The following is a 26,198-nucleotide window of genomic DNA, read 5'->3' as shown; positions in this document are numbered from 1 at the left end:
ATAGTGGCACAGTGACTTACGGTTCTGCCACGGTGCAACTGAGGCAAAACCGGTAAAGAGTCGGTTTTTATGTGTGATGTCATGAGTTGCAGGTCACTGCATTTTCGGATCAGATGTTGATCAGAATGCGCGGAAGATGCCTCGAGCTGCGAGTACGACACGCTGCATCGACCGGGCGGGGTGGTGACGGCCGTGCGGGGGCATCGGGCCGATCAGGGGATTTCAGGAGAAGTCATGGATCGGATGGAAGGTCGGACGAGTGTCCGGCGGCCCCTCAACACGCTCGTGTCCGAGTTGGCGACGCGGTTGCTCGGTGCCGACTCCGCGAACGTCGTCGAGGCGTACCGGGCGCTGCTCCGAGACCTGTCCACCGATTTCGGGATGGACACGTGCTTTCTCCGGCACAACGACGAGCGCATCGACGCGTCGATTCTCGTCGCGGAGTGGCCCCCGCGGCCCGTCGTTCCCGACCCGGATCCGTTGGGCGTCGTGTACTTCGACAGAGCGGATCCCGTGTTCGCCCGGTCGCGCAGCCAGACCGAGGTCGAGATCTACAGGCCGAGCGATCAGCCCGAGAACTACCGCGACCGGGTGAAGGACGCATCAGGGGTTCCGGCGACCACGATGGTCGCGGTACCCCTGGTCGGCGACGGCCGCACCCTGGGCGTCCTGGGTTTCGTTCGATTCGCCGACCGCGAGTGGACCGCGGAGGAGCTCGAGGCCGTCACTGCGGTCGGAGCGATGCTCGCCCAGGTGCAGAGGCGCGTGGCCGCGGAGAACGAACTGCGCCACACCGCGATGATCGACGAACTGACCGGGCTGATGAACCGTCACGGGCTGACCGAGCTGCTCGACGGGCGCGCCGGCGACGGCACCGCGGTGGGCGTGCTGTTCGTGGACATCGACCGGCTGGCCGCTCTCAACGACTTCCTCGGCCATCGCATGGGTGACGAGTTCCTGCGCACCGTCGCGGACCGCATCCGCCGCCGACTGCCGGACGGGGACGTGGTGGCGAGGCTCGGCGGGGACGAGTTCGTCGTCGTCCTCGGTGGTGCGCCCACGGCCGAGGACGGTGCGGAGCGTGCGGAGATGGTCCGGTCGGTGGTCGCCGAGCCGATGGTGGTGGGGGACGACAGGGTGACCCGCACCGCGAGTATCGGCGTGGCCGTGGGAACCGCGGATCCGTCGGAGATGCTGCGCCGGGCGGATCAGGCGGCGCTGCACGTGAAGTCGTCGGGTGGCAACGGCGTCGTCCTCTACTCGGACGAGATCGCGGCGACCAACGACCTCCGGACCGACGTCGAGCTGACGCTGGGCCATGCCATCTCCCACGACCGGTTGGTGCTGCACTTCCAACCCGAGGTGGACCTGCGTTCCGGTGAGATCACCGCAGTGGAAGCTCTCGTCCGCTGGCCGCATCCGACCCGCGGCATGCTCGGGCCCGACGTGTTCGTGCCCATCGCCGACGCGGCGAACCTCGCCCCGGAACTCGGGCGCTGGGTCATCGATGCGGCGTGCCGGGCGTATGTGAGCTGGCGGGACGCCACGGGTCGCACCGACCTGGTTCTGCGCGTGAACATCTCACCGGTCCACCTCGCCGTGCGCGACTTCGCGCAGGAGGTGGCGGACGTCCTGCGGACCCACGGGATCGACCCGGCCTGCTTCTGCCTGGAGCTGTCCGAGGTCGCGGTGGTGGATTCGGTGGCGCGATCGGGCGCAGCCCTCACCTCCCTGCGCGACAGGGGAATCAGGACGGCCATCGACCACTTCGGTGTCGGCTACTCGTCACTGCTGCATCTCAAGAGGTTGCCGCTCGACGTGCTCAAGATCGACAGGCACTTCACCGACGGGCTCGGCGTGGACGGCGACGATCGTGCGCTCGTCTCGGTCATGATCGGACTTGCTCGGTCACTCCGGCTCGACGTCGTCGCCAACGGAGTCGAGACGTCCGCGGCGGCGCGCACTCTGGTCGAGCTGGGCTGCCACCGCGCGCAGGGTCACGCCATCTGTCCGCCCGTCGACGAACCCACCCTCCGCTCGCTGCTCGTCGACGGGACCCGGCTGCTCGACGTGTCCTGATCGTCGGTCCTGACGAGCCGGAGCGTCACCGGGACACCGTTGAGGACGGCATTTCCCGCGACGCCCTCGACGCGGTCCGGATCGGTGAGGTCGTTGACGCTCGGTCCGCGGACGTCGCGGGCCACCGTCAGTCGCACACCGTCGCGGTCATGCCCGAAACCGTGCGGGATGCTCACGACGCCGGGCATCACCGAGTCGCTCGCCGTCACCTCGATGCGCACGGAGCCGGCGGCGGACACGACCTCGACGGTGTCCCCGTCGGCGATGCCGAGACGGTCGAGATCGGCGGGATGTGCCAGCAGACCGTGGCGCGGCTTGCCCTTCACGAGACGCGGCGCGTTGTGCATCCACGAGTTGTTGCTGCGAACGTGGCGGCGCCCGATCAGGAGCAGTTCGCCGTCCGCGGACGGCGTCGCGGCGAGTAGAGCGCTCCGCAGTCTGTCGATGTCCGGGGTGATCACGTCGTGCATCAGACCGATACGCCGATCGCGGGTGAGCAGCTTGCCCGGCAGACCGGGACGCAGCGGACCGAGGTCGGTGCCGTGCGGGTTCTTACGAAGTGTCCGCAGAGTGACCCCGCGAGCGCGCAGCAGCAGGAGTTCGACCGTTCGGGCGGGGGACAGCCGAGTGCGCACCTCACGGACCACGGCCGCGGCGTTCACCCGACCCAGGGTCCGCGCACGCGTTCCGCGGCGGCGGACGGCGGCGTAGCGCAGACTCAGATCGCGGAAGATCTCCCAGTCGTGGCGCGCGTCGGCCTCTTTCGGCAGGACGGCCGGATTGAACTTGGCGGTGTTCCGCACCGCGAACGTCGAGAAGATCAGGTCGTAGTGGTCCCGCTCGAGGGCCACCGTGGACGGCAGGATGATGTCGGCGTGGCGTGAGGTCTCGTTGACGTAGATGTCGAAGGACACCATGAAATCGAGCCCGGCGAACGCGTCGTCGAGCCGGGGGCCGCCCGGCATCGACAGCACCGGGTTGCCCGACGCCACCACCATGGCGCGGACGCGCCCGGGCCCGTCGGTGGTCATCTCGTCCACGAGGGTCGACGCCGGGAGCTCGCCACTGAACTCGGGCAGATCCCGCACCCGGCTGCGCCACTTGTCGAAATGACCGCGGCCGGTGATCTTGTTCGCGATCAGGTCGACGGCCGGATCGGTGAACAGCACGCCGCCGACCCGGTCGAGATTGCCGGTCAGGATGTTCAGGACGTGCACTGCCCACTGGCACACGGTGCCGAACTCCTGGGTGGAGACACCCATCCGGCCGTAGACCGCGGCCGATCCGGCGCTCGCGAGATCGCGTGCCAGCGTGCGGATCACGTCGGCGTCGATACCGGTGAGAGGTGCCACGGCCTCGGGCGTGAACGCCGCCACCGCCTCGGTCACACCCTCGACGCCGTCGACGTACGGGGCGGGGGTAGCGGCGCCGTCGGCCAGGACGACGTGAACGAGCGCCAGCAGCAGATGAGCATCCGTGCCGGGACGGATGAAGTGGTGGGTGTCGGCGACGTCCGCCGTCTCGGTGCGCCTCGGGTCGATCACCACCATGCGCCCGCCACGTGCGCGCAGTTCCTTCACCCGCTTCCCGAAATCGGGCACCGTCATCATGGATCCGTTCGACGCCATCGGGTTGGCGCCCAGGACGAGGAAGAAGTCGGTGTTGTCGATGTCGGCGATCGGCTGACGGAGCTGATGCCCGTAGAACAACATGTTGGTCAGCTGGTGCGGCAACTGGTCCAGCGACGTGGCGGAGTACCGGTTGCGGGTGCGCAGCATCGACAGGAACGGGATGCCGTGGGTCATGGCGCCGAGACTGTGCACGTTGGGGTTGCCCGCGTAGACACCCACGGCGTCGGCGCCGTGCTCGTCACGGATGGCGGACAGGCGTCGGGCCACGAGGTCCACCGCCTCGTCCCACCCGATCTCGCGCCACCCCGACTCGGTGCGCTGCAGCGGTCGGCGGACACGGTCGGGGTCGTTCAGGATGTCGACGAGCGCAGTCGCCTTGGGGCAGATGTGTCCGCGGGACAACGGATCCTTCTTGTCCCCGCGGACGGACTGCACACCCTCGTCGGTCACCGTGTACTCGAGTCCGCACATGGCCTCGCAGAGGGTGCAGGTGCCGTGGGCGGTGCGGGTGGTTCCAGCCGAGGTCATTCCACGCACGCTAGTCGCGTGTACCCGGACGCATCGAGATTCTGTGACGAGTGTGAATTACAGTCGGGCTCGTGGTCACCGGCAACGCATCCGAGATTCTGTCCTCACTCACCGACTGGCCGGTCCCGGCGGTGTCGGCCGCGGTGATCACCGACTGTCCCGACGTGGCCGCGCGGCACGGTGATCGGGATCGCGTGCAGGAACTGGCCTCGGTCACCAAGCTCCTCGTCGCCTACGCGGCGCTCGTCGCGGTGGAGGAGGGTGCCGTCGAGCTCGACGAGGCGGCGGGACCCGAAGGATCCACTGTCCGACACCTTCTCGCCCACACCTCGGGAGTCGCGTTCGACGATCGACGGCCCACCACGGCGCCGGGGACGAAGCGCATCTACTCGAGCGCCGGCTTCGAGATCCTGGCGGAGCACGTGACCGAGCGCTCCGGCATCGAGTTCGGGGAGTACCTGTCCGCCGCCGTGCTCGAACCGTTGGGTATGACCTCGACCGAGCTGCACGGGTCGGCCGGCCACGGAGCCCGGTCCAATCTCCGCGACATGGAGGCGTTCGCGGCAGAACTGCTCGCACCGACGCTCGTCTCCGGCCAGACCGTCGACGAGGCGACGAGCGTGCAGTTCGAGGGACTCGGAGGCATCCTCCCCGGGTACGGGTCGCAGCGACCCAACGACTGGGGTCTGGGCTTCGAGCTCCGTGATCACAAGTCGCCGCACTGGACGGGGGAGACGAACTCGGCGCGCACGTTCGGGCACTTCGGGCAGTCGGGAACGTTCCTCTGGGTGGACCCCGAAGCCCGCGTCTCGTGCGTCGTGCTCGCCGACCGCGCCTTCGGGGACTGGGCCAAGCCGTTGTGGACCGCGTTGGGTGACACGGTGCTCGCGGGCGTGTGACCCGCCGCGACACGCCGCCGGAACCCACCCGACACACCGAACGACTGGTGTAACAGGGGTAACTCGAGGCACACTGGTAGAAGCCGTACATCAGCAGACGCGTCAGGCCGTTGGGGAAGACGTCCCTCGTCGAAGCTGGAGGCAACGGTGAACGCACTGAACCAATTCGCGGACTCGACCACGGGTGTCGTCTACATTCACTCGTCGCCGGCCGCGCTGTGCCCGCATGTCGAATGGGCGCTGTCCGATGCGCTCGACTGCCGAGCAAATCTCAAGTGGACCGCGCAGCCCGCATTCGACGGTCAACTGCGGGCCACCACCAACTGGACCGGCCCCGTGGGCACCGGCGCCCGGTTGGCCAGCGTGCTGCGCTCATGGCAGATGCTGCGTTTCGAGGTCACCGAGGACCCCAGTGAGGGTGTCGACGGCGAACGCTTCGCGCACGTGCCCGGCCTCGGCCTGTGGCACGGCGCCACCAGTGCCAACGGCGACGTCATGGTGGGCGAGCAGCGACTGCGGTCGATCCTCGAACAGGGACGCGGCGACGTGTACGCGCAGCTGGATCACGTTCTCGGTACCGCCTGGGACGCGGAGCTCGAACAGTTCCGTCTCGGTGGAGTCGGTGGAGAGGTCACCTGGCTCGCGAGTTAGTGGGCCTCCGGCCCCGTGAGCCTTTTGCGCATCCAGGGATGCGCAAAAGGCTCACGGGGCGACGCCACTCAGAGCGGGATGTTCTTGTGGCGACCACGGCGCGCCGGGGCGTCCGCCAGCGCGCGGGTGAGAGTGCTGCGGGTGGCGGCCGGATCGATGATCGCGTCCACGACGCCGATGCCCACGGCCCGCTCGACACCACCGGCGATGGCCTCGTGCTCGGCCGTCAGACGGTCGTGCAGCGCCTCGCGCTCGTGATCGGGCGCCGCTGCCAGTGCCTTCTTGTGCAGGATGCCCACGGCCGCCTTGGCGCCCATGACCGCGACCTCGGACTCCGGCCAGGCGTAGACGGCCGTTGCTCCGAGAGCCCGTGAGTTCATCGCGATGTACGCGCCGCCGTAGATCTTGCGGGTCACCAGTGTCACGCGGGGCACGGTGGCCTCGGCGAACGCGTGCAGCAGCTTGGCACCGCGGCGGACCACGCCCTCCCACTCCATGCTGACGCCTGGCAGGTATCCGGGGACGTCCACGACGACGACGAGCGGGATGCCGAAGGCATCGCACAGGCGGACGAAGCGGGCGGCCTTCTCGGCGGACTCGGAGTTGAGGCACCCACCGAGGCGGATCGGGTTGTTGGCGATGACACCGACCGAGCGACCGCCGAGGCGGCCGAGCCCGGTGACGATGCTGCGCGCCCAACCACCCTGGAACTCCTCGAAGGACGACTCGCCCTCGACGTTGTCGAGGAGCTCGTGGACGACCGGGTGCACGTCGTACGCGCGGCGGTTCGACGCGGGCAGGAGTGCCTTGAGATCGGTGTCGCCGTGCTGGGCGGCGGCCAGGTCGAACTCGCCCTGCTCACTGAACATCGACACGAGCCGACGTCCCCGTGCGAGGGCGTCGAGTTCGTCGTCGGCGACGATGTGGCAGACGCCGGACTTGCGGAAGTGGGTGTCGGGCCCACCGAGCGAGGCCATGTCGACCTGCTCGCCGGTGACGCTGCGCACCACGTCGGGACCGGTCACGAAGACCCGGCCCTCGGGGGCCATGATCACGACGTCGGTGAGCGCGGGGCCGTACGCGGCGCCGCCGGCGGCGAATCCGAGCACGACCGAGATCTGCGGAACGGTGCCCGACGCACGCACCATGGCCTCGAAGACCAGCCCGACGGCGTGCAGAGCCTCGACGCCCTCGGCGAGACGGGCCCCACCGGAGTGCCAGATGCCGACGATGGGCGCTCCGGAGTCCAGGGCCTCGTCGATGGCGGAGACGATGTGCTTGCAGCCGTCGACTCCCATGGCGCCGCCCATGACGGTGGCGTCGGAGCAGTAGGCGATGGTGCGGACTCCGTCGATCTCACCCGAGGCGGCCAGCACACCGGACTTGTCACGGTCGTGCAGCGGGGTGGTCGTACCGGAGTCGAAGAGCTTCTCGAGACGAGCGAGGGGGTCGCGCGGGTCACGCGACGAGGAGTGGCGGGTGTGCGGAGCGAGGACGGTCATCGTGTTCTCCCCTTCATACTGCCGCTCCCGGCAGGGGAGTGGTGGTGCGGGCGAAGATCCGGCGACCGCGGTCGCCGGACCTCCGCCCTCGTGCGCGTACGACTGTCACGCCGTGACGGCTGCGGAGCCGTCAGTGGCGTCCGAAGGCGAGCGCAACATTGTGCCCACCGAATCCGAACGAGTTGTTCAGTGCGTATTCGATCTCGCCGCGACGGGCCTCGCCCGACACGACGTCGAGGTCGATCTCCGGATCCTGGTTGTCCAGGTTCAGCGTGGGCGGAACGATCCCGTCCCGGATGCTGAGCACTGTCAGGATCGACTCCAGGGCGCCGACAGCGCCGATGGAGTGCCCGAGGGCCGACTTCGGTGCGTACACCGATGCGTGGTTGCCCACCGCAGCGTTGATCGCGGTGGCCTCGGCCGTGTCCCCGATGGGAGTGGCCGTGGCGTGGGCGTTGACGTGCGAGATGTCCTGCGCCGTCAGTCCCGCCGTCTCGATGGCCCGGCGCATCGCACGCGCCGCACCGGTTCCGGCCGGATCGGGAGCCACCAGGTGGTACCCGTCCGAGGTGATGCCGGCGCCGAGAAGGCGAGCATGGATCGTCGCGCCGCGAGCCTTGGCGTGCTCCTCGCTCTCGATCACCATGAGCGCACCGGACTCGCCGAAGACGAAGCCGTCACGATCCTTGTCGAACGGCCGCGAGGCCGCCTGCGGATCGTCGTTACGTGTGCTCATGGCACGCATCATCGAGAAGGCCGCGATCGGTACCGCGTCGATGTGTCCCTCGACCCCACCCGTGACCATGATGTCCGCGTCGCCCATGACGATCATCCGCCATGCGTGAGCGATCGCTTCCGATCCCGACGAGCATGCCGACACCGGTGTGATGACACCGGCGCGTGCACCCAGGTCGAGCCCCACGACAGCCGACGGTCCGTTCGGCATGATCATCTGCACGGCGAGCGGGGACACCTTGCGGTACCCGCCCTCGCGCATCTTCTTGTCGGCGTCGAGCAGTGCGTCTCCGCCGCCCAGGCCGGTGCCGATAGAGACGCCGAACCGCTCCGAGTCGACCTCGGGGCTGCCGGCGTTCTTCCACACCTCCTTGCCCAGGACGTATGCCATCTGCTCGACGTAGCTCATGCGTCGTTGCTCGACGCGAGAGAGAAGAGTCGATGGATTGACGGCCAGATGGCCGCCGATGCGAACCGGAAGGTCGAACTCGGTGACGAAATCGTCCTCGAGCACGTCGATGCCGCTCTCCCCGTTCAGCAGTCCCTTCCACGTCGCGTCGACGTCACCGGCGATGGAGGTGGTCACCGCCAGGCTGGTCACGACGACGTTGCGGAAGCCCCCGTTGGCTGTGCTGGGCGTGGTCACGGTCGTGCTCACTCGCCTGCGGAGTCGCTCTGGTTGTCGAGCTTCGCCTTGATGGCCTCGGCGGCCTCGGGGTTCTCGGCTTCGAGCTTCTGGATGTAGTTCACGGCGTCGCCGACGGTGCGGAGGCTGGCGAGATCCTCGTCGGGGATCTTGACGCCGTACTTGTCCTCGGTCTGCACTGCGATCTCGACCATGGAGAGGGAGTCGATGTCCAGGTCGTCGACGAACGACTTCTCGACGGTCACCTCGGACGGCTCGATGCCGGTGACCTCTTCGATGATCTCGGCGAGTCCGGCGATGAGTTCTTCCTGCGTGGCCACGGAGTGGCTCCCTTCGTGTAAGGAACTGTGCACACGGCGCGACTGTGCGCCGGTGCGGATGCTGTCTCGACGAACGCTCGTTCTCGAGTCGGGCCGGCTACGTACCGGCCCCGCTCACCTCACGACGTGCGGTGAGCGATGCGCATCCCCGGCCCGGTCCGTGACGGACCGGCGGGGTTGCGCGCAGTAACCTAACCGACCGATACCGGGGCGGTGAGGCCGGAGACGTCCTCCGGAGTCTTGAGGGCGACCGTCGGGGTGCCGCGCATCTCGCGCTTGGCGATCCCGACGAGGGTGCCGGCCGGCGGGAGCTCGACGATCGAGGCGACCTCGGCCGCGCGCAGCGTCGCTGTGCACAGATCCCACCGGACGGGCCGGGTGACCTGGCCGGCGAGCTTGGCCAGTGCGTCCGCGCCGGAGGTGATCTCGCGGCCGTCGAGGTTGGAGAGCAGGCGACGCGTCGGATCGGACGGCGTGATGGAGGCAGCTGCGGCGACCACGGCGTCCTGCGCGGGTGCCATGAAGCGCGTGTGGAACGCGCCGGCGACGGGCAGCGGGCGAATGCGTGCCTTCTCGGGCGGGTTCGCGGCGAGCTCGGCGAGGTCGGTGAGGAGACCGGCGGCCACGATCTGGCCGGCGGCGTTCCGGTTGGCGGCCTCGAGGCCGAGCTCGGTCAGACGCTCGAGGACCGCGTCCTCGTCGCCACCGAGTACGGCGGACATGCCGGTCGGAGCCAGTGCGCAGGCCTTGGCCATCTCGGCGCCGCGGATCGCGGCGAGAGCGACGGCGTCGTCGGCGGAGATGACGCCCGCGACGGCGGCTGCGGCGAGTTCACCGACGGAGTGGCCGGCGACGACCATGTTCTCCGGCAGTCCGTGCGTCCGCTCGATCTCCTCGAAAGCGAGGAGCGCAGCGGCCACGACGAGCGGCTGGGTCACGGCGGTGTCGGTGATCTCCTCCGCCGTGGCGGTGGTTCCGAGCCGCGTCAGGTCGAGGCCCGACGCCTGCGACCAGAGGGCGAGACGATCCGCGGCCCCGGGGAGTCCGAGCCACGGCACGAGCATGCCGGGTGTCTGAGAGCCCTGTCCGGGCGAAAGCACTGCAATCACGGAACTAAGAAAACACTGTGAAGGCCGTTTCAGGAGATGTTCTACGCGATGAACCTTGTCGGTCGTATTTGTCAGAACCCTACAAACGCCCTGCAGGATGGGTCGCATCGTTCCTGGCGCAAGATCCGTTACTGTATGAGATTCCCAAATGTTCCGGCTGTGACTGTTGTTATCGGTGATGGGCTTTCGTTATGGGATTGCGACAGGCGACCCACTGTTGCCGCGATTCTCAGGACGTACGCATCACGGGCATTGGTCGGATCCCGACCAGTCACCTCCGCGATTCGCTTGAGCCGATATCGCACAGTATTTGGATGAACAAACAGTGACCTGGCACACGTCTCGACCGCTCCGCCGCAATCGAGATACGCATCGAGCGTGTCCGAGAGTGCCGATCCGGCAGCCTGGAGCGGCTGGACGATGAGCTCGTTGAGCGACGTGACCGCCGCCTGATCGCCCAGCAACGCTCGTTCCGGTAGTAGTTCACCCGCGTGCACCGGCCGCGGTGCTCCCCGCCATCCGACCACCGCCTGCATCCCCGCGAACGCCTCCACGGCACTCGAGTGCGCGGCGCCGAGGGTGCGGGTCGTCGGGCCGATGACCACCGGGGTGTCGGAGAAGTTGCGCATGAGGTCGTCGAGGAAGGCGGCACTGGTCGGGTCGCCGGAAAGATGACCGGAGACCACCATGACCAGACGCGTGCCCTGCACGACGGCGAGCGCGGCGCGATGGTGGCGCTGCGCCACCGTGTGCACGGTCCCGACGACGGAGACGCCCTGATCCGGTGGAGGCGATCCGACGAGCACGGTGGCCGGCGCGGTCGCGTCCCAGTTGAGGGTCGCGGCACGCGAGAGCATGTCCGAGCCGGTGTCGCCGCGGACGACGGCGTCCACCACGAGGGCCTCGAGCCGGGTGTCCCACGCGCCACGCGACTCGGCCGCGCTCGCGTACACCGACGCGGCGGCGAATCCGAGCTCGCGCCCGTAGCGCAGCACTGCTTCCGTGAGCGCGACGAGTTGCTGATCGTTGCGCGCCAGGGCCGGGAGCCACTGCTCGAAGAACTCCATGGCGACCCGCACCATGTCGACGGTCTGCCGCAGAGTCAGGCGCCGCGCCAGATCCTGCGGGATGACCTGGAACGCGTCGAGGCTGAAGCGGATGTCGCTGTCGGGGTTCTGCAACCACTCGAGGAAGTTGACGACGGCCGTCTGCACGAGCATCTGCACACTCGCGCGCTGCGACGCATCGAGGTCGCTCACGAACGGCAGCTGATCCTGCATCTGGGTCAGCGCCTCGGTGGAGAGCCTGCTGGAGAACTGTTTCACCCGTCGCAGCAGTGCATCGGGAAGCGGGACTCGTTGTTGTCTCGCGCGGATCGCGCCACCGGGTCGGTGGGCCTCCGCGGCGGCGCGGCGGAGCTCGCGGCGTTCCCGGACACGCTCCGATTCCCCCTCCGGCGAACCGTCGGGGGAATCGGGAGCGATGTCGGCCATGGCCACGAACTTACGCGGCGTGCCTGGTGCAACTGTCAGGCGACGCCCGGATCGGCCGTGGAGATCGGAGCGGCCAGGACGTCGTCGATCTGGTAGCGCTCGGCTGCCTCGACGGCCTTGTCCTTGTCCACCTCACCGGAGCGGGCGAGCGCGGACAGCACGGCGACGACGATCGACTCGGCGTCGACGTTGAAGTGCCGCCGTGCCGCGGTGCGGGTGTCGGAGAAGCCGAACCCGTCGGTGCCCAGCGTCGTGTAGTGGCCGGGAACCCACTGACGGATCTGATCCGGAACAGCACGCATCCAGTCCGACGCGGCGACGAAGGGTCCCTCCGCCTCCTGCAGCTTGCTGGTGACGTACGGGACGCGCGGCTCGTCGCCGGGGTTGCGCAGGGCCTCGGTCTCGGCGTCGACACCGTCGCGGCGGAGTTCGCCCCAGCTGGTCACCGACCAGACGTCCGCGGACACGCCGTAGTCCTCGGCGAGGAGTTCCTGCGCACGCAGCCCGGACGGCATGCCCACACCGGAGACCAGGATCTGCGCCTTCGGGCCGTCGGCCTTGCCCTTCTGGAACAGGTAGATGCCCTTCAGCAGACCCTCGACGTCGAGGTTCTCCGGCTCCGCCGGCTGGCGGTACGGCTCGTTGTACAGAGTGATGTAGTAGAAGATGTTCTCTCCACCGAATCCCTCCACACCCTCGGTGCCGCCGTACATCCGGCGCAGACCGTCCTTGATGATGTGCGCGATCTCGAACGAGAACGCCGGGTCGTACGCGACGGCCGCCGGGTTGGTCGCCGCGAGCAACAGCGAGTGTCCGTCGGCATGCTGCAGGCCCTCACCGGTGAGGGTGGTGCGGCCGGCGGTGGCGCCGAGCACGAAGCCGCGGGCCATCTGGTCGGCAGCGGCCCAGAGGCCGTCGCCGGTCCGCTGGAAACCGAACATCGAGTAGAAGATGTACAGCGGGATCATCGGTTCGCCGTGAGTGGCGTACGACGTGCCGACGGCCGTGAAGGACGACGTCGAGCCGGCCTCGTTGATGCCCTCGTGCAGGATCTGGCCGGTGACGTTCTCCTTGTAGGCGAGCATCAGTTCCGAGTCGACCGAGGTGTAGAGCTGGCCGTTGCGGTTGTAGATCTTGAGCGACGGGAACCACGAGTCCATACCGAAGGTGCGGGCCTCGTCGGGGATGATCGGCACGACGCGATGGCCGATCTCCTTGTCGCGAAGAAGTTCCTTCATGACGCGGACGAGCGCCATGGTCGTCGCGACCTCCTGCTTGCCGGAACCCTTCATGATCGACTTGTAGGTCGAGTCGGGCGGCATGGGCAGCGGCTTCGCCGACGTGCGACGCTCCGGGACGTATCCGCCCAGGGCCTTGCGGCGATCGAGCATGTACTGGATCTCGGGGGAGTCCTCGCCCGGGTGGTAGTACGGGGGCAGGTACGGATCCTTCTCGAGCTCCTCGTCGGAGATCGGGATGTGCTGGATGTCGCGGAACGCCTTGAGGTCGTCCAGCGTCAGCTTCTTCATCTGGTGGGTCGCGTTGCGGCCCTCGAAGTGCTTGCCCAGCGTGTAGCCCTTGATGGTGTGCGCCAGGATCACCGTCGGCTGGCCCTTGTGCTCCATCGCGGCGGCGTACGCGGCGTGGACCTTGCGGTAGTCGTGGCCACCGCGCTTGAGGTTCCAGATCTCGGCGTCGCTCAGATCCTTGACCAGTTCCTTGGTCCGCGGATCGCGACCGAAGAAGTTGTCGCGGACGTAACTGCCGTCGTTGGCCTTGTACGTCTGGAAGTCGCCGTCGGGCGTGGTGTTCATCAGGTTCACCAGCGCGCCGTCGCGGTCCTTGTGCAGGAGCGTGTCCCACTCGCGGCCCCACACGACCTTGATGACGTTCCAGCCGGCGCCGCGGAAGAACGACTCCAGTTCCTGGATGATCTTGCCGTTGCCGCGCACCGGGCCGTCGAGGCGCTGCAGGTTGCAGTTGACGACGAAGGTCAGGTTGTCCAGACCCTCGGTGGCAGCCACGTGAGCGAGGCCTCGCGACTCCGGCTCGTCCATCTCGCCGTCGCCGAGGAACGCCCACACGTGCTGATCGGTGGTGTCCTTGATGCCGCGGTCGGCGAGGTAGTGGTTGAAGCGCGCCTGGTAGATGGCGTTCATCGGGCCGAGGCCCATCGACACCGTCGGGAACTCCCAGAAGTCCTGCATCAGACGCGGGTGCGGGTACGACGGCAGGCCGCCGCCCTGATCCGCGTGGCTGTACTCCTGGCGGAAGCCGTCCATACGCTCGGCCGGAATGCGACCCTCGAGGAACGCGCGGGCGTAGATGCCGGGGGAAGCGTGGCCCTGGATGAAGATGTGGTCACCGCCGCCCGGGTGGTCCTTGCCGCGGAAGAAGTGATTGAAGCCCACCTCGTACAGAGCAGCGGACGAGGCGTACGTGGAGATGTGGCCACCGACGCCGACGCCGGGGCGCTGCGCTCGGTGCACCATGATCGCGGCGTTCCAGCGGATCCAGGCGCGGTAGCGGCGTTCCATGGACTCGTCGCCGGGGAACCACGGCTCGTTCTCGGTGGGGATGGTGTTGACGTAGTCGGTCGACGTCAGCGCGGGAATGGACACACGCTTCTCGCCGGCACGCTCGAGCATGCGCAGCATCAGGTAGCGGGCGCGCTGCGGCCCGGAGCGCTCGAGGAGCTGGTCGAAGGATTCCATCCACTCGTCGGTCTCGTCACTGTCGATGTCCGGAAGGTACGACGCCACCCCCTCTCGGATGACGCGAACACGGCCGTCCGTGCTCGCCTTCCTGGCGACAGCGCCCATCGCGGCGTCTGCCGCGTCGGTGCGCTCTTCCTTCGTCGATTCCGACAACGTGTGTTCTCCTCGATGTGGCGGGAGCATGGTGTGCTCCCGGTCCAGTGCGAGCCGGTCCTGTGACGCCGGCCCGCTGTGCAGCTTCACGGTGATCTGGGTCAATCTCGGGTGATCGAGGTCAATCCTGCCCCATCGGACCCCGCTTGGTGCAGGTGGTTCCCGATTGGGTAAGCGTGAAATCAATGCAACGGAAAAACGCGCAGATCGCCGCGTCGGCTTGCGCCGGGGCGCCCGACCCTGTTCGCTTTGACTACTGCACACTTTGCTGTATCGCCCGGTCGGTCTCGATCGGGTTCACGACTCGAAGGAGGACACGACCGTGGTCGCCGCGGCGGACGCCCAGAACTATGCCCAGAAGCTCGGAGTCACCCGCGACATGGTCGTGCAAGAGTTGGGTTGGGACGAGGACACCGACGACGACTTGCGGGCCGACGTCGAGGAGATGATCGGCGGCGAGACCGTCGACGAGGATTCCGACGAGGTGGTCGACGTCGTGCTGCTGTGGTGGCGCGACGGGGACGGAGACCTGGTCGACGCCCTCATGGACGCCATCACCCCCCTCTCCGACGACGGTTTCGTGTGGGTCCTCACTCCCAAGACAGGCCAGTCCGGCCATGTCGAGCCCAGCGAGATCGCCGAGTCCGCACCCACCGCGGGCCTCACCCAGACCTCCACCACGAACCTCGGTGCGTGGATCGGCAGTCGGCTGGTGCAGCCCAAGGCTCAGCCCACGAAGCGCTGATGACGCTCGAGGTGGGAGTCGAGGCTCCCGACTTCACGTTGAAGGACCAGAACAACCAGCCCGTCACGCTGTCGGACTATCGCGGCACCAAGAACGTGCTGCTGATCTTCTTCCCGCTCGCGTTCACCGGCACGTGCCAGGGTGAACTCTGCCGGGTGCGCGACGAGCTGCCGAAGTTCGAGAACGACGACACCGCAGTGCTCGCCGTCTCGGTCGGTCCGCCTCCCACGCACAAGATCTGGTCCGCCGAGCAGGGATACACGTTCCCGCTCCTGTCGGACTTCTGGCCGCACGGCGCCGTGGCGCAGCAGTACGGCGTGTTCAACGAGGACCTCGGGTTCGCCAACCGCGGCACCTTCCTCATCGACACGTCCGGAGTGGTGCGGTTCGCCGAGATGATGGGTCCGGGCGAGGCCCGTGACCAGGGGGCTTGGGAGAAAGCCCTCGCCACGCTAGATTCTTGAGCGCGTTCCCCGGCTCGGTCGGGGAACGACGGGGCGTATAGCTCAGCGGTAGAGCTCTGGTTTTACACACCAGCGGTCGGGGGTTCGAACCCCTCTGCGCCCACATCATGGACATGCGGCCCAACTGCGAACGGTGCGACGTGGATCTGCCCCGGTCGTCCGTCGACGCCCATGTCTGCACCTACGAGTGCACTTTCTGCACCGCCTGCGTCGACCGACTGTCGAACGTCTGCCCCAACTGCGGTGGCGGCTTCACCCCTCGCCCCATACGCCCTGCCCGCGAATGGCGCCCCGGCTTGTCGGTAGCCCTGCGTCCCGGTTCTACGGTGCGAGTGCACACGCCGTACAGCGAGGCCGAGTTGGACGAGTTCGTGGACCGGGTGAAGGGTGTGCCGCCGGCTGAGCGGTGAACGGGGCTGACCGCCGGGCGCAGCGCGCGGCGGACCAAGCAACCCGGCGGAACAAGCAACCGGGTGGCGTCAGAACACCTGCCGGTACAACTCCTCGATCTGCTGCGCGGTGGGGACGACCGGGTTGTTGTTCGGCGAGCCCGAGGCAAGTGCCTGCTCCGCCATCAACGGGACGAGCTTCTCCCACTTGTCCGCATCGAGACCGTGCGCGCTCGGGGATGGCACTTCGACCGTCGCGCAGAGGTTCTCGATGTAGGTGACCAGTGCTGCCGAGGCCACGTCGTCGCCGTCACCCTCATGTGCGGCGCCGAGTTGCCGCGCGCACTCCGCGTACCGCTCCGGGGCGCCGGGGATGGAGAACGCGGTGACGGCGGGCAGCAGCATCGCGTTCGACAAGCCGTGTGCGACATGGAAGTGGCCACCGATGGGTCGGCTCATGCCGTGCACCAGACACACGCTGGCGTTGGAGAACGCCATCCCGGCCTGGGTGGACGCGGCCATCATCGCGGCGCGCGCCTCGGCGTCGTCCCCGTCGGTGTACGCGCGTACGAGGAACCGTCCGATGGTGCGCATGGCGTTGAGGGCCAACGCATCGGAGATCGGGTTCGCCTTCTTGCTGACGTACGCCTCGATGGCGTGGGTCAACGCGTCGACACCGGTGTCCGCGGTGAGGCGTGGCGGCATGGACATCGTGAGTTCGGGGTCGACGACGGAGGCGATGGGGAGGAAGGACAGGCCGGGGCACAGCATCTTCTCGTCCGACTCGCTGTCGGTGATGACGGTGAACTGCGTTGCTTCCGAACCGCTTCCGGCCGTGGTCGGGATGGCGATGATGGGCAGCGCCGGTCCGGTGTACGGGCCGGGTGCCTTGTAGTCGCGCATGACGCCGCCGCCCTTGCTCAGCACCGACAGTGCCTTCGCGGTGTCCATGGGGCTCCCGCCGCCGAAGCCGATGACGGCGTCCGCGTCGTGCGCTGCGACGGCGGCGACCCCGGCGGTGAGGGAGTCGGTGGTGGGGTCGGGAACCGTCTCGGCGAACAGCGCGCCGGTCTTGCCGGCGGCCGCGATGATGCCCATGACGCGGTCCGCTGCACCCGTGCTGACCATGAACTTGTCGGTCACGAGGAGGGGGCGCTCGACTCCGAGGTCGTCGAGTACCTGGCCGAGGTCCTCGACGGCGCCGGGTCCCATACGCAGGAAGCGGGGAAAGGAAATGGATGTCGACATCGTCGTCGTGCTCCTTCTCGTGGTCGGGCGGTGCGTGATGCGGAAATGCCGATGCCGCACCGCCTCCCGAACTGCGGAGAGACGATGCGGCGCGGCGTGGACCTGACTAGTCGTTCTCGGGGAATCCGAGGTTGATGCCGCCGTGGCTCGGGTCGAGCCAGCGGGAGGTGACGGCCTTGGCGCGGGTGAAGAAGTGCACGCCCTCGGTGCCGTGGGCGTGGGTGTCGCCGAAGAGGCTGTTCTTCCAGCCACCGAAGCTGTAGTAGGCCATGGGAACCGGGATCGGCACGTTGATGCCGATCATGCCGACCTCGACCTCGTTCTGAAAGCGTCGAGCGGCGCCACCGTCGTTGGTGAAGATGGCGGTGCCGTTGCCGTAGGGGTTGTCGTTGATCAGCTGCAGCGCCTCGTCGTACGTGTCGACGCGGACGACGGAGAGCACCGGTCCGAAGATCTCGTCGGTGTAGATGCTCATCTCGGGGGTGACGTGGTCGATGAGGGTGGGTCCGAGCCAGAAGCCCTCGTCTCCGCCGTCGGCCTTCACGGTGCGGCCGTCGACGACGATGGTGGCGCCGGACTCCTCGCCCGCGTCGACGTAGGAGGCGACCTTGTCGCGGTGCGCCTTGGTCACCAGCGGGCCCATGTCTGCGCCGCGGGTGCCGTCGCCGGTCTTGAGCGGGGTGGTGCGCTCGGCGATCTTGGCGACCAGCTCGTCAGCGATGTCGCCGACCGCGACGAGGGCGGAGATGGCCATGCAGCGCTCACCGGCGGAGCCGAAGCCGGCGTTGACCATGGCGTCGGCAGCGAGGTCGAGGTCGGCATCGGGGAGCACGATGGCGTGGTTCTTGGCGCCGCCGAGGGCCTGGACGCGCTTGCCGTGCGAGGTGCCCGTGGCGTAGACGTACTGCGCGATGGGGGTGGAGCCGACGAAGCTGATGGACTTGATGTTGCGGTTCTCGAGCAGCTCGTCGACGGCCGTCTTGTCACCCTGGAGAACGTTGAAGACGCCGTCGGGCAGGCCCGCTTCCTTCCACAGCTCGGCGATCCAGATGCTCGCCGTCGGGTCCTTCTCGGACGGCTTGAGCACGACGGTGTTGCCGGCGGCGATGGCGATGGGGAAGAACCACATCGGCACCATGGCCGGGAAGTTGAACGGGCTGATGATGCCGACGGGTCCGAGCGGCTGGCGCAGGGAGAAGACGTCGACTCCGGTGGAGGCGTTCTCGGTGAAGCCGCCCTTGAGCAGATGCGGTATACCGCAGGCGAATTCGACGACTTCCTGGCCGCGGCTGATCTCGCCGAGCGCGTCGGAGAGGACCTTGCCGTGCTCGGCGGTGATGATCTCGGCGAGTTCGCCCTTCTTCGCGTTGAGCAGCTCGCGGAAGTTGAAGAGGATCGCGGTGCGCTTGGACAGCGAGGTGTCGCGCCAGGCGGGGAAGGCGGCGGTGGCCGAGTCGATGACGACGCGGGCATCCTCGACGGTGGCGAGAGCGAGCTCGCCGGTGACCTGACCGGTGGCCGGGTTGGTGACGGGGGAGGTCTTGTCGGAGGTGCCGGCGAACGGCTTGCCGTCCACCCAGTGCGTGATCGTGTTCACGGAGATTCCTTCGGTCGAGTGCTGGCCTGTGACCTGAGTCTCCCTAGCAGAATTGCGTCTGTCAAAGGCCAAAGGCGCACTCTCGCGTGCAGATCTGCACGTGGTGGGTACGCTCACGGCATGTTCTCCGCCGATCACCTCCGCTTCTTCCTGGAGGTCTCGCGCCACGGGCGCCTCAACGACGCCTCGCGAGTGCTGGGTGTCGACCACACGACGGTGGGCCGCCGCATCACCAGTCTGGAGAAGGCGGCGGGCCATCGACTCTTCGATCGCACGCCGTCGGGCTGGCGGCTGACGGAGGCGGGGCGGCGCCTCGTGGGCTACGCGGAGACGGTGGAGTCGACGCTGATCGCGGCGTTCGAGGACCAGACGACGTCCGTGGGATCGCTGACCGGCTCCGTGCGGATCGCCGCCCCGGACGGTTTCGGTGCCTTCGTGCTCACGCCGCAGCTGACGCGGCTGCGCCGGGACCACCCTCGACTCGACGTCGAGCTGGTCACCGCCACGGAGCACGACGCGCTGAGCACCCGCGGCTTCGACGTCGCCGTGAGCCTGGAGCGGCCGTCACCGCGATTCATGTCATCGCGGAAGCTGGCGTCGTACGAGCTCAAGCTGTACGCGTCACCGTCCTACCTCCGCGCCGCGCCCGCACTGGAGAGCCTCGACGACCTGCGTCGGCACGTCCTCATCTGGTACGTCGACGCGCTGTTGGACGTGGTGCCGCTGCGCATCCTCGACGCCATGCACCTCGACGGTCGACCGCAGTTCCAGACCAACAACATCACCGGGCACTGGCTCGCGGCCCGCCACGGGCTCGGGATCGCACCGTTGCCCAACTACATCGGCGAACCGGACGACCAGCTGGTCTGTGTGTTGCCCGACGAGTTCGCCGTGCGCCGCGACTACTGGACCGCGATGCCTCGCGACCTCACGCGACTGGCGCGGGTGAAGGCCGTCGACGAACTACTGCGATCGATCGTCGCCGACGACGTGCACCTGCAGGCACCGGATGCGGACGATCAGTGAGCCCGTCGCGGTAGTGCGAAGACCAGGACGAACGCGAGCACGGCGAATCCGGCGCTGACTCCCATGGCGTGCGCCGCGCTGTCGGTGAACGCCGTCGCGACGGCGTCCTCACCGGGGCCCATGACGTTCAGCGAGCCGAAGAGGACGCTGCCGATGATGGCGATGCCGATCGCGCTGCCGACCCGCTGCATCGTCGAGATGACACCGCTGGCGGCGCCCGCGTCGGGCCGATCGACCGTCGCGACGATGAACTGCGCATTGGGAGCGATGAAGGCGCCGTTGCCCAGGCCTGCGATGAACAGGGGCAGCAGCAGCTTCCAGTTGGTCAGGGCCGACGCATCGGTGAACAGCAGGACCAACCAGGCCCACACGAGTCCCAGGGTGACGAGGGCCGTGCCGAGCACCAGGACATTGCGGCCGAGACGTTCGGCCAGCCTGTTGGACTGCGACGACGAGATGATGCTGCCGATCGCGAACGGGATCGACACCACGCCCGAGGCGAGGGCCGAGTTGCCGAGACCGGTCTGCCACAGGATCGAGATGGTGAAGAAGATCGACGTGAAGGCAGCGAAGTAGACGAGGGCGAGAATGACCCCGCCGGTGAACGCGGGCCGGGTGAACAGTCGCGGCGGGACCAGGGGGGTGCGGCCGGCACGCGAGTAGCGCACCTCCCACGCGCCGAACAGCCCGATGAGCACGATGCCGGCGCCGAGTGTCACGTACGTCCATGTCGGCCATCCGGTGTCCTGGCCCTCGATGAGGGGGACCAGGATGGCGACGAGACCTGCCGTGACGAGTGCGAGACCAACCCAGTCGATACCGCGCGCGGGGGCGTCGGGGGAGTCGATCTCGGAGCGGGTCGGCAAGATCTTCGCGGCCAGGATCAAGCCGATGAGTCCGAACGGCAGGTTGACCCAGAAGACCAACCGCCATCCGCTCTCGCTGCCGGCGGCCTCGATGATCAGACCGCCGATGATGGGGCCCAGTGCGGACGAGACGCCGATGACGGCGCCCATGATGGCGAAGGCCTTGCCCCGCATCTGCGGCGGGAACAGCAACTGGATGTAGGCGGTGACGGCGGGGACGAAGATGCCGCCCGCGAGTCCCTGCACGATGCGCGCCGCGACCAGCTGCAGATCGTTCTGCGCGAGTCCACACGCGAGGCTGGCCACCGTGAAAAGGGCGAGTCCGGTGAAGAACACCCACTTGTGGCCGATGCGGTCGCCCACCCGACCCGCCGGGATCAGTGCCAGGCCGAACGCGAGCGCGTATCCGGAGATGATCCAGGACAGGGTGGCCTCGGACGCGTCGAGGCTGGTGCGGATGGTGGGGAGCGCGACGTTGACGATGGTCGTGTCGAGCAGGGCGATGAACATGCCCATGAGCAGGACGATCAACGACTGCCAGGCGCGTCGGGAGACCGCGGGGGCCGCGTTGTCGGCCGAGGTGGAAGTGGTGGACACCCGAGAAACCTTTCGCACAGGACAGTAACTGACGACCGTATTCGGTGAAGACGTGAGTCTCGGACCGGTCGTGGCCGCATTCTCTAGAGTTGCGTGCACCACGGAGCGCGGCGCACGGGGTGCAGCGTTCCCCGCGGGACGCGCACGCAATCACCGCTTCGCCGGTGACGGAAGCGAGGGGGATCTTCGATGACACATGCGTTCACGGGCGATGCGTTGGGGCGCGACGACGCGGTGGGGCTCGCGCTGCGAGTGCGCAGGCGCGAGGTCTCCGCCGCGGAACTGGCGTCGGCGGCACTGTCGCGCATCGAGAAGATGGCCGAGTTGGACGCGCTGGTGGGGCCACCACTGACGACTCCCGTCGTCGGCGACCAGGCGGGGCCGTTCGCGGGTGTGCCGACGCTGATCAAGGACAACAGCGACGTCCGAGGGCTGCCGACGGGCCAGGGCTCCGAGATCATCCGTGCTCGTCCCGCGGACCGGCACGGTCCCGTGGCCCGCGAGATGCTCTCGATGGGGTTCGGTGTCATGGCCAAGACGACGCTGCCGGAGTTCGGTCTCAGCGCGTCGACCGAGTTCCCGACCCGGCCGCCCACCCGGAACCCCTGGAACACCGAGTACTCGACGGGCGCGTCCTCGGGCGGATCCGCGGCGCTGGTGGCGGCGGGGGCGGTTCCCCTCGCACACGGCAACGACGGCGGCGGCTCGATCCGGATCCCAGCGGCCTGCACGGGGCTCGTGGGCCTCAAGCCGTCGCGCGGCAGGTTCGTGCTGCCGGCGCTGGAGAAGCTGCTGCCCGTCGCGATCGTCTCCGAGGGCGTGCTGACGCGCAGTGTCCGTGACACCGCCGCGTTCTGGGCCGCGGCCGATCACGCGAGTGCACGACGCCTGCGACCGATCGGCACCGTGACGGGCCCGTCGGCGCGGCGACTGCGGGTCGGTGTGATCCGGCAGTCGCCCGCGGGCGGCCCCACCGACGTCGAGACGCTCGCCGCGCTGGACGCCGCCGCCGCGCTCCTCGAGCGCCTCGGTCACACGGTGGACGAGATGACCACCGTGCCGATCGACCCACGCTTTCCCGAGGACTTCGTCGAGTACTGGTCGTTCCTCGCCTACGTTCTGCAGAAGACGACGCCGCGTCTCGAGGGCCGCACGGAACGCGACTTCGACACGCTCACCGTGGGACTCGCGGACCGCTTCCGTCGTACGCGGTACCGATTGCCGTCGGTGGTGCGTCGACTGCGCAGGGCCGGTGCCGACTACGCCTCGATGTTCGCGAGCGTCGACCTGGTGCTGTCCCCGGTGCTCGGGCACACCACGCCGCGGCTGGGGCATCTGTCGCCGCACGTGCCGTTCGACGAGTACCTCGAGAGGCTCACGTCCTACGCCGCGTTCACTCCGCTGCACAACGTGGCGGGAGCGCCGGCGATGTCGCTGCCGCTGGGGCGCTCGAGCGCCGGACTGCCGGTGGGGGTCATGTTCTCCGGTGTGCAGGGCGACGAGCGAACGCTGCTCGAGGTGGCCTTCGAGATCGAGGGCGCGGCACCGTGGCGTTCCCTCGCCGACTGACACGAGAACGTCGCCCGTTCTCCGTGTTGCGACCCCCGACGGGCCGGCTGGTGCCTAGTGTTCTGGGACAGGGGGGCGACCCGAGCCCGCTGACAGGCACGAACGTCGGAGGAACACATGTCCGCAGGGCTCGTCGACATCCTGATCCGCATCAGCTACCTGTTCCGCGGCTGGAGCTTCTAGTCAGGCGTTCGGGTTCGCCACGTTCTGCAGTCGCACCTGACCGCGGGCGATCTCCTTACCTGAGTCGGCGCTGGTGATGATCACCTGCCAGAGCTGCTGTACCCGACCCTGTTGCAGCGGGGTGGCGACCACGTCGACCCGCCCCTCGGTCATCGACCGGAGGAAGTCCGTTCCGTTGTGGACGCCGACGGCGAACTGTCCGCGGTCCGAGACCGCCACGCTCGCACCGATACTCGCGGCCGATTCGACGGCCGAGGCGTAGACGCCGCCGTGCACGACGCCCCACGGGGTGTGATGATCGCTCGTCAGATCGATGTGTCCGCGTACCTCGGTGCCGGTGGCCGTGGTGACCTGCAGCCCGGCTGCGGCGGTGAAGACGGTGTCGGCGAAGTTCTGTAGGTCGGTCATGGGGTCTCCTGTGTAGGCGGACCCACAGTCAACCCCAACGAGCTCAGCGTCGGTCGACGTGTCCACCGAACACGATGGAGGCGTCGGCGAGTGCCACGCTCACGGTCGGCGTGCGTCCGTGCAGGTGACCCAGCGGACCGTCCGATGCGAACGTCCACGTCGTCGACAGCGCGCGGGTGGTCGCGTAGATCGTGTTGCGGGACACGACGGTGCGACCGCCGAGGTGCTGTGCGGTGGTGAGCGGAATGCGCGGCGTGCCCGGTGTGAGTCGGCGCCCGACCCGCGCGTCGAGCGCCGCGACGGGGGCACCGTCGAACGTCATCGACGCGGTGACACGCGGCCCGCTCGTCTCGCGGCGGAATTCGCCCAGATGCTTCGGTATGGACCACAGTTCGCGCCCACCGGTGCGGGACTGCGGACTGTCGACCCAGATGTGCGGGATGGTGGCCATGACGGTGAGGCCGTGCCGGACGAGTACCGAGCCCATCAACTCGTCGTAGGACAGGACGCCGCCCGAGGTGTAGCGCACGAAGGCCGCGGAGACGACAGCGTGCCCGCCGACCGTCACCAGCCGGGCATCGGCGTCGGACACGGCGGACACCACGTCCTGCGGGAGCTCGTGGACGGGAACGCGGTAGACCGACACCAGCAGGGTGCCGCCGAGGTACCAGGGCTCCGGCGGATACAGCTCGCCGTCCGCGCCGGTGTGCCAGTCCTGCGTCCGCGTCGACTCCGTCATGCGCACAGGGTAGCCGAATACGTGGACGTCCGACTATCTGACCGTGACGCGGCGGATAGGATCGCAGACGATGATCATCGCACCCGCCGTCGGAATCGTGTCCGGATACCTCGCCGACCTGATGCTGGGGGATCCACGACGCCGTCATCCCGTTGCCGCCTTCGGATCTCTCGCCGCCGCCCTCGAGACGCGGACGTACCGGGACGACCGACTCGCCGGAACCGTCCACACCGCACTGCTCGTCGGTGGAGCCATCGGCGCGACGGCCGCGGCGGATCGACTCGTGCGCGATCACCCGGTTCCGCGTGCAGCGCTGACGGCCGCCGCGGTCTGGGCGTGTCTCGGCGGAACGACGCTGGCCCGCACGGGTCTCGCGCTGGCCGACGCCCTGGACGCCAACGATCTTCCGGCCGCGCGGGCGATTCTGCCGTCGCTCTGCGGGCGTGATCCCGCTCTGCTGGACGACGCGGGCGCGGCGCGGGCGGCGCTCGAATCGGTGGCCGAGAACACCTCGGACGCGACGACGGGCGTGCTCTTCTGGGCCGCGGTGGCAGGGGCTCCCGGCGCCGTCGGCTACCGCGCCGTCAACACCCTCGACGCGATGATCGGCTACCACTCGCCGCGCTACGAACGGTTCGGATGGTGTGCCGCCCGGCTCGACGACGTGGTCAACCTGATCCCCGCCCGACTCACCGGACTCCTCACGGCAGCATCGGCGCCGACGGTGGGTGGGACGCCGCGGGACGCCCTGGCCGCGTGGCGCGCGAGCGCGTCCGACCATCCGAGCCCGAATGCCGGAGTGACCGAGTCGACCGCCGCGGGCGCCCTCGGAGTACGGCTCGGCGGCGAGACGGCCTACGCGCACGGTGTCGAACAGCGGCCCGTCCTGGGCAGGGGAAGCGTCCCCACGACGAACGATCTGCGGCGTGCGGTGCGCCTGTCGGCCGCGGTGCAGGCGAGCGCCGCGGCGGTGTCAGCGCTTCTTGCCGTAGCGATCGGTCAGCAGCGTCGTCGACTCGGCCGCGGGCGCCGACTTCCTTCGTAGGCCTCGCCGCGGCTTCAGCAGCGCGTCCAGTCCGTCGTCGTACTCGTCGGGAGCGGCGGTGGGCTCGAGATCGTCGCTCGGTTCGAGATCGTCACTCGACTCGGCGTTGCCACGCCGCCGTTCCTTGATCTCGGCGCGCACGAAGTACGCCAGACCCAGCGGAGCCATGATGCCGAACGCCAGCCACTGCAACCCGTAGGACAGGTAAGGCCCGGCGTCGAGCTGCGGCAGCGCGAGAACACCGAGACCGCCGGGCTGCGCGTCGGCGAGCTGCACGTACCCGTCGACCGGATCGGTGCCGGTCAACTCACCGACCTGGGCGGGCGTGATCGTGTAGACCTGCGGGACCCCGGGACCGGCGACGGCGGGCTTGTCCGGAACCGACGGTTCCGAGACGCGCAGGCGGCCCTCCAGCGTGACGGTGCCGGCCGGCGGGGGATCGAAGGTCGGGACGTCGATACCCGTGGTGGGCAGCACGTAGCCGCGGTTCACCAGGATCGTGGGCCCGGCGTCGGTGACGAACGGGGTGAGGACCTCGAAGGCCGGGGTGTCGTCGACGCTGCGCAGGCGGACCACCACATCGCTGTCGGCGTCGTACGTCCCGGTGACCACGACCCGTCGCCAGTCGTCCTCGGGGGCGACGACCTGCTCGGTCAACAGGTCGGCAGCATCGACCGGTTCCGCGTCGAAGGAGCGGCTGATCTGCTCGTTCCGCGCCGACGTGGTGGTGTTCTTGCCCAGTTGCCAGGGCGCGAGAACGGAGAAGCAGAGGTACGCGAAGAGGATGACGACAGCCGCGAGTGCCAACCACCCGGGACGGAGAAGGAACGACAGTCGGCGCACGACTACACAGCGTAGT

Annotated in this window: 22 protein-coding genes and 1 tRNA gene; 10 read left to right on the top strand and 13 right to left on the bottom strand. The window is 68.4% G+C overall.

The annotated features are described in order from the left end of the window. Nucleotides 1-234: 234 nt before the first annotated feature. The gene (locus QRN16_RS08125; RefSeq protein ID WP_285185588.1) at nt 235-2,079 is read left to right on the top strand and encodes a putative bifunctional diguanylate cyclase/phosphodiesterase; all 1,845 of its coding nucleotides are present in this window, start codon (nt 235-237) and stop codon (nt 2,077-2,079) included. Here QRN16_RS08125 and QRN16_RS08120 read toward each other — a convergent pair. After that, nucleotides 1,998-4,238, bottom strand: a complete 2,241-nt coding sequence (locus tag QRN16_RS08120) for a molybdopterin-dependent oxidoreductase (protein WP_285185585.1) — start codon at nt 4,236-4,238, stop codon at nt 1,998-2,000. The two genes, QRN16_RS08125 and QRN16_RS08120, sit on opposite strands and share 82 nt — an antisense overlap. A 71-nt stretch (nt 4,239-4,309) precedes the next feature. Between QRN16_RS08120 and QRN16_RS08115 the strand changes: the two genes are divergently transcribed. Together QRN16_RS08115 and QRN16_RS08110 are read left to right on the top strand one after the other, a co-directional pair. Next, nucleotides 4,310-5,137, top strand: a complete 828-nt coding sequence (locus QRN16_RS08115) for a serine hydrolase domain-containing protein (protein WP_285185583.1) — start codon at nt 4,310-4,312, stop codon at nt 5,135-5,137. A gap of 147 nt (nt 5,138-5,284) precedes the next feature. Further along, nucleotides 5,285-5,788, top strand: coding sequence for a DUF3145 domain-containing protein (locus tag QRN16_RS08110; protein ID WP_027505753.1), 504 nt, complete (start codon nt 5,285-5,287; stop codon nt 5,786-5,788). A 68-nt stretch (nt 5,789-5,856) separates the two neighbouring features. On the opposite strand, the gene QRN16_RS08105 is transcribed toward QRN16_RS08110, so the two are convergent. The 6 genes from QRN16_RS08105 to aceE all read right to left on the bottom strand — a co-directional run bounded on the left by QRN16_RS08105 (nt 5,857) and on the right by aceE (nt 14,415). Continuing rightward, on the bottom strand, nt 5,857-7,290 hold the full coding sequence (locus QRN16_RS08105; protein ID WP_222630462.1) for an acyl-CoA carboxylase subunit beta: 1,434 nt from the start codon (nt 7,288-7,290) through the stop codon (nt 5,857-5,859). 130 nt (nt 7,291-7,420) lie between these two features. Beyond that, the gene (locus QRN16_RS08100) at nt 7,421-8,671 is read right to left on the bottom strand and encodes a KasA/KasB family beta-ketoacyl-ACP synthase (protein ID WP_027505755.1); all 1,251 of its coding nucleotides are present in this window, start codon (nt 8,669-8,671) and stop codon (nt 7,421-7,423) included. An 8-nt stretch (nt 8,672-8,679) separates the two neighbouring features. Further along, the gene (gene acpM, locus QRN16_RS08095; protein WP_027505756.1) at nt 8,680-8,991 is read right to left on the bottom strand and encodes a meromycolate extension acyl carrier protein AcpM; all 312 of its coding nucleotides are present in this window, start codon (nt 8,989-8,991) and stop codon (nt 8,680-8,682) included. A 191-nt stretch (nt 8,992-9,182) separates the two neighbouring features. After that, on the bottom strand, nt 9,183-10,100 hold the full coding sequence (locus QRN16_RS08090) for an ACP S-malonyltransferase (RefSeq protein WP_222647294.1): 918 nt from the start codon (nt 10,098-10,100) through the stop codon (nt 9,183-9,185). A 128-nt stretch (nt 10,101-10,228) separates the two neighbouring features. Then, nucleotides 10,229-11,593, bottom strand: coding sequence for a PucR family transcriptional regulator (locus tag QRN16_RS08085; RefSeq protein ID WP_081821256.1), 1,365 nt, complete (start codon nt 11,591-11,593; stop codon nt 10,229-10,231). A 35-nt stretch (nt 11,594-11,628) separates the two neighbouring features. Beyond that, nucleotides 11,629-14,415, bottom strand: coding sequence for a pyruvate dehydrogenase (acetyl-transferring), homodimeric type (gene aceE, locus QRN16_RS08080; RefSeq protein WP_239533026.1), 2,787 nt, complete (start codon nt 14,413-14,415; stop codon nt 11,629-11,631). Between the two features lie 370 nt (nt 14,416-14,785). On the opposite strand from aceE, the gene QRN16_RS08075 reads away from it, so the two are divergent. The 4 genes from QRN16_RS08075 (at nt 14,786) to QRN16_RS21800 (ending at nt 16,082) form a co-directional block, all read left to right on the top strand. Further along, a complete protein-coding gene (locus QRN16_RS08075; protein ID WP_027505760.1) occupies nt 14,786-15,208 on the top strand; it encodes a DUF3052 domain-containing protein in 423 nt (140 codons plus the stop codon). Further along, nucleotides 15,208-15,672, top strand: coding sequence for a peroxiredoxin (locus QRN16_RS08070; RefSeq protein ID WP_204868236.1), 465 nt, complete (start codon nt 15,208-15,210; stop codon nt 15,670-15,672). The genes QRN16_RS08075 and QRN16_RS08070 overlap by 1 nt, the downstream gene beginning before the upstream one ends. A 31-nt stretch (nt 15,673-15,703) precedes the next feature. Continuing rightward, nucleotides 15,704-15,775: transfer RNA gene (locus QRN16_RS08065), tRNA-Val, on the top strand. A gap of 4 nt (nt 15,776-15,779) precedes the next feature. Next, nucleotides 15,780-16,082, top strand: coding sequence for a DUF1272 domain-containing protein (locus tag QRN16_RS21800; protein ID WP_350310203.1), 303 nt, complete (start codon nt 15,780-15,782; stop codon nt 16,080-16,082). Nucleotides 16,083-16,151: 69 nt separating this feature from the next. Here the strand turns inward: QRN16_RS21800 and QRN16_RS08060 are convergent, their stop codons facing one another. Beyond that, entirely contained in the window at nt 16,152-17,309 is a 1,158-nt protein-coding gene (locus QRN16_RS08060) for an iron-containing alcohol dehydrogenase (RefSeq protein ID WP_222630469.1), read from the bottom strand. Nucleotides 17,310-17,415: 106 nt separating this feature from the next. After that, nucleotides 17,416-18,906, bottom strand: a complete 1,491-nt coding sequence (locus QRN16_RS08055) for a CoA-acylating methylmalonate-semialdehyde dehydrogenase (protein WP_042575241.1) — start codon at nt 18,904-18,906, stop codon at nt 17,416-17,418. Nucleotides 18,907-19,026: 120 nt separating this feature from the next. Here QRN16_RS08055 and QRN16_RS08050 point away from each other — a divergent pair, with 120 nt between their 5' ends. Continuing rightward, the gene (locus tag QRN16_RS08050) at nt 19,027-19,932 is read left to right on the top strand and encodes a LysR family transcriptional regulator (RefSeq protein WP_285185569.1); all 906 of its coding nucleotides are present in this window, start codon (nt 19,027-19,029) and stop codon (nt 19,930-19,932) included. On the opposite strand, the gene QRN16_RS08045 is transcribed toward QRN16_RS08050, so the two are convergent. Continuing rightward, on the bottom strand, nt 19,926-21,395 hold the full coding sequence (locus QRN16_RS08045; protein WP_027505769.1) for an MFS transporter: 1,470 nt from the start codon (nt 21,393-21,395) through the stop codon (nt 19,926-19,928). The genes QRN16_RS08050 and QRN16_RS08045 overlap by 7 nt on opposite strands. Before the next feature lie 189 nt (nt 21,396-21,584). Here QRN16_RS08045 and QRN16_RS08040 point away from each other — a divergent pair, with 189 nt between their 5' ends. Then, nucleotides 21,585-22,964: an amidase gene (locus QRN16_RS08040; RefSeq protein WP_285185567.1), complete on the top strand. Its 1,380-nt coding sequence runs from the start codon at nt 21,585-21,587 to the stop codon at nt 22,962-22,964. A gap of 183 nt (nt 22,965-23,147) precedes the next feature. Here the strand turns inward: QRN16_RS08040 and QRN16_RS08035 are convergent, their stop codons facing one another. Together QRN16_RS08035 and QRN16_RS08030 are read right to left on the bottom strand one after the other, a co-directional pair. Further along, entirely contained in the window at nt 23,148-23,555 is a 408-nt protein-coding gene (locus QRN16_RS08035) for a PaaI family thioesterase (RefSeq protein WP_056445720.1), read from the bottom strand. 43 nt (nt 23,556-23,598) lie between these two features. Then, nucleotides 23,599-24,294 (bottom strand): acetoacetate decarboxylase family protein, encoded by a 696-nt coding sequence (locus QRN16_RS08030; protein ID WP_285185565.1) that lies wholly within the window; start codon nt 24,292-24,294, stop codon nt 23,599-23,601. Between the two features lie 70 nt (nt 24,295-24,364). Between QRN16_RS08030 and QRN16_RS08025 the strand changes: the two genes are divergently transcribed. Beyond that, nucleotides 24,365-25,339, top strand: coding sequence for a cobalamin biosynthesis protein (locus QRN16_RS08025; RefSeq protein ID WP_285185563.1), 975 nt, complete (start codon nt 24,365-24,367; stop codon nt 25,337-25,339). Here the strand turns inward: QRN16_RS08025 and QRN16_RS08020 are convergent. Continuing rightward, nucleotides 25,268-26,182 (bottom strand): SURF1 family cytochrome oxidase biogenesis protein, encoded by a 915-nt coding sequence (locus QRN16_RS08020; RefSeq protein WP_027505774.1) that lies wholly within the window; start codon nt 26,180-26,182, stop codon nt 25,268-25,270. The two genes, QRN16_RS08025 and QRN16_RS08020, sit on opposite strands and share 72 nt — an antisense overlap. Nucleotides 26,183-26,198 lie beyond the last annotated feature (16 nt).

The sequence above is a fragment of the Rhodococcus sp. MEB041 genome, assembly GCF_030208955.1.
GTDB lineage: Bacteria > Actinomycetota > Actinomycetes > Mycobacteriales > Mycobacteriaceae > Rhodococcoides.
Note: the sequence above shows the minus strand (reverse complement) of the source record. Positions and strands in the feature narration are given on the sequence as shown.

Coding starts and splice junctions, on each gene's coding strand:
- QRN16_RS08030 (WP_285185565.1), bottom strand. CDS start 24,294: ATGACGGAGTCGACGCGGACGCAGGACTGGCACACCGGCGCGGACGGC.
- QRN16_RS08040 (WP_285185567.1), top strand. CDS start 21,585: ATGACACATGCGTTCACGGGCGATGCGTTGGGGCGCGACGACGCGGTG.
- aceE (WP_239533026.1), bottom strand. CDS start 14,415: ATGGGCGCTGTCGCCAGGAAGGCGAGCACGGACGGCCGTGTTCGCGTC.
- QRN16_RS08070 (WP_204868236.1), top strand. CDS start 15,208: ATGACGCTCGAGGTGGGAGTCGAGGCTCCCGACTTCACGTTGAAGGAC.
- QRN16_RS21800 (WP_350310203.1), top strand. CDS start 15,780: ATGGACATGCGGCCCAACTGCGAACGGTGCGACGTGGATCTGCCCCGG.
- QRN16_RS08105 (WP_222630462.1), bottom strand. CDS start 7,290: ATGACCGTCCTCGCTCCGCACACCCGCCACTCCTCGTCGCGTGACCCG.
- QRN16_RS08050 (WP_285185569.1), top strand. CDS start 19,027: ATGTTCTCCGCCGATCACCTCCGCTTCTTCCTGGAGGTCTCGCGCCAC.
- QRN16_RS08125 (WP_285185588.1), top strand. CDS start 235: ATGGATCGGATGGAAGGTCGGACGAGTGTCCGGCGGCCCCTCAACACG.
- QRN16_RS08025 (WP_285185563.1), top strand. CDS start 24,365: ATGATCATCGCACCCGCCGTCGGAATCGTGTCCGGATACCTCGCCGAC.
- QRN16_RS08060 (WP_222630469.1), bottom strand. CDS start 17,309: ATGTCGACATCCATTTCCTTTCCCCGCTTCCTGCGTATGGGACCCGGC.
- QRN16_RS08035 (WP_056445720.1), bottom strand. CDS start 23,555: ATGACCGACCTACAGAACTTCGCCGACACCGTCTTCACCGCCGCAGCC.
- QRN16_RS08120 (WP_285185585.1), bottom strand. CDS start 4,238: ATGACCTCGGCTGGAACCACCCGCACCGCCCACGGCACCTGCACCCTC.
- QRN16_RS08085 (WP_081821256.1), bottom strand. CDS start 11,593: ATGGCCGACATCGCTCCCGATTCCCCCGACGGTTCGCCGGAGGGGGAA.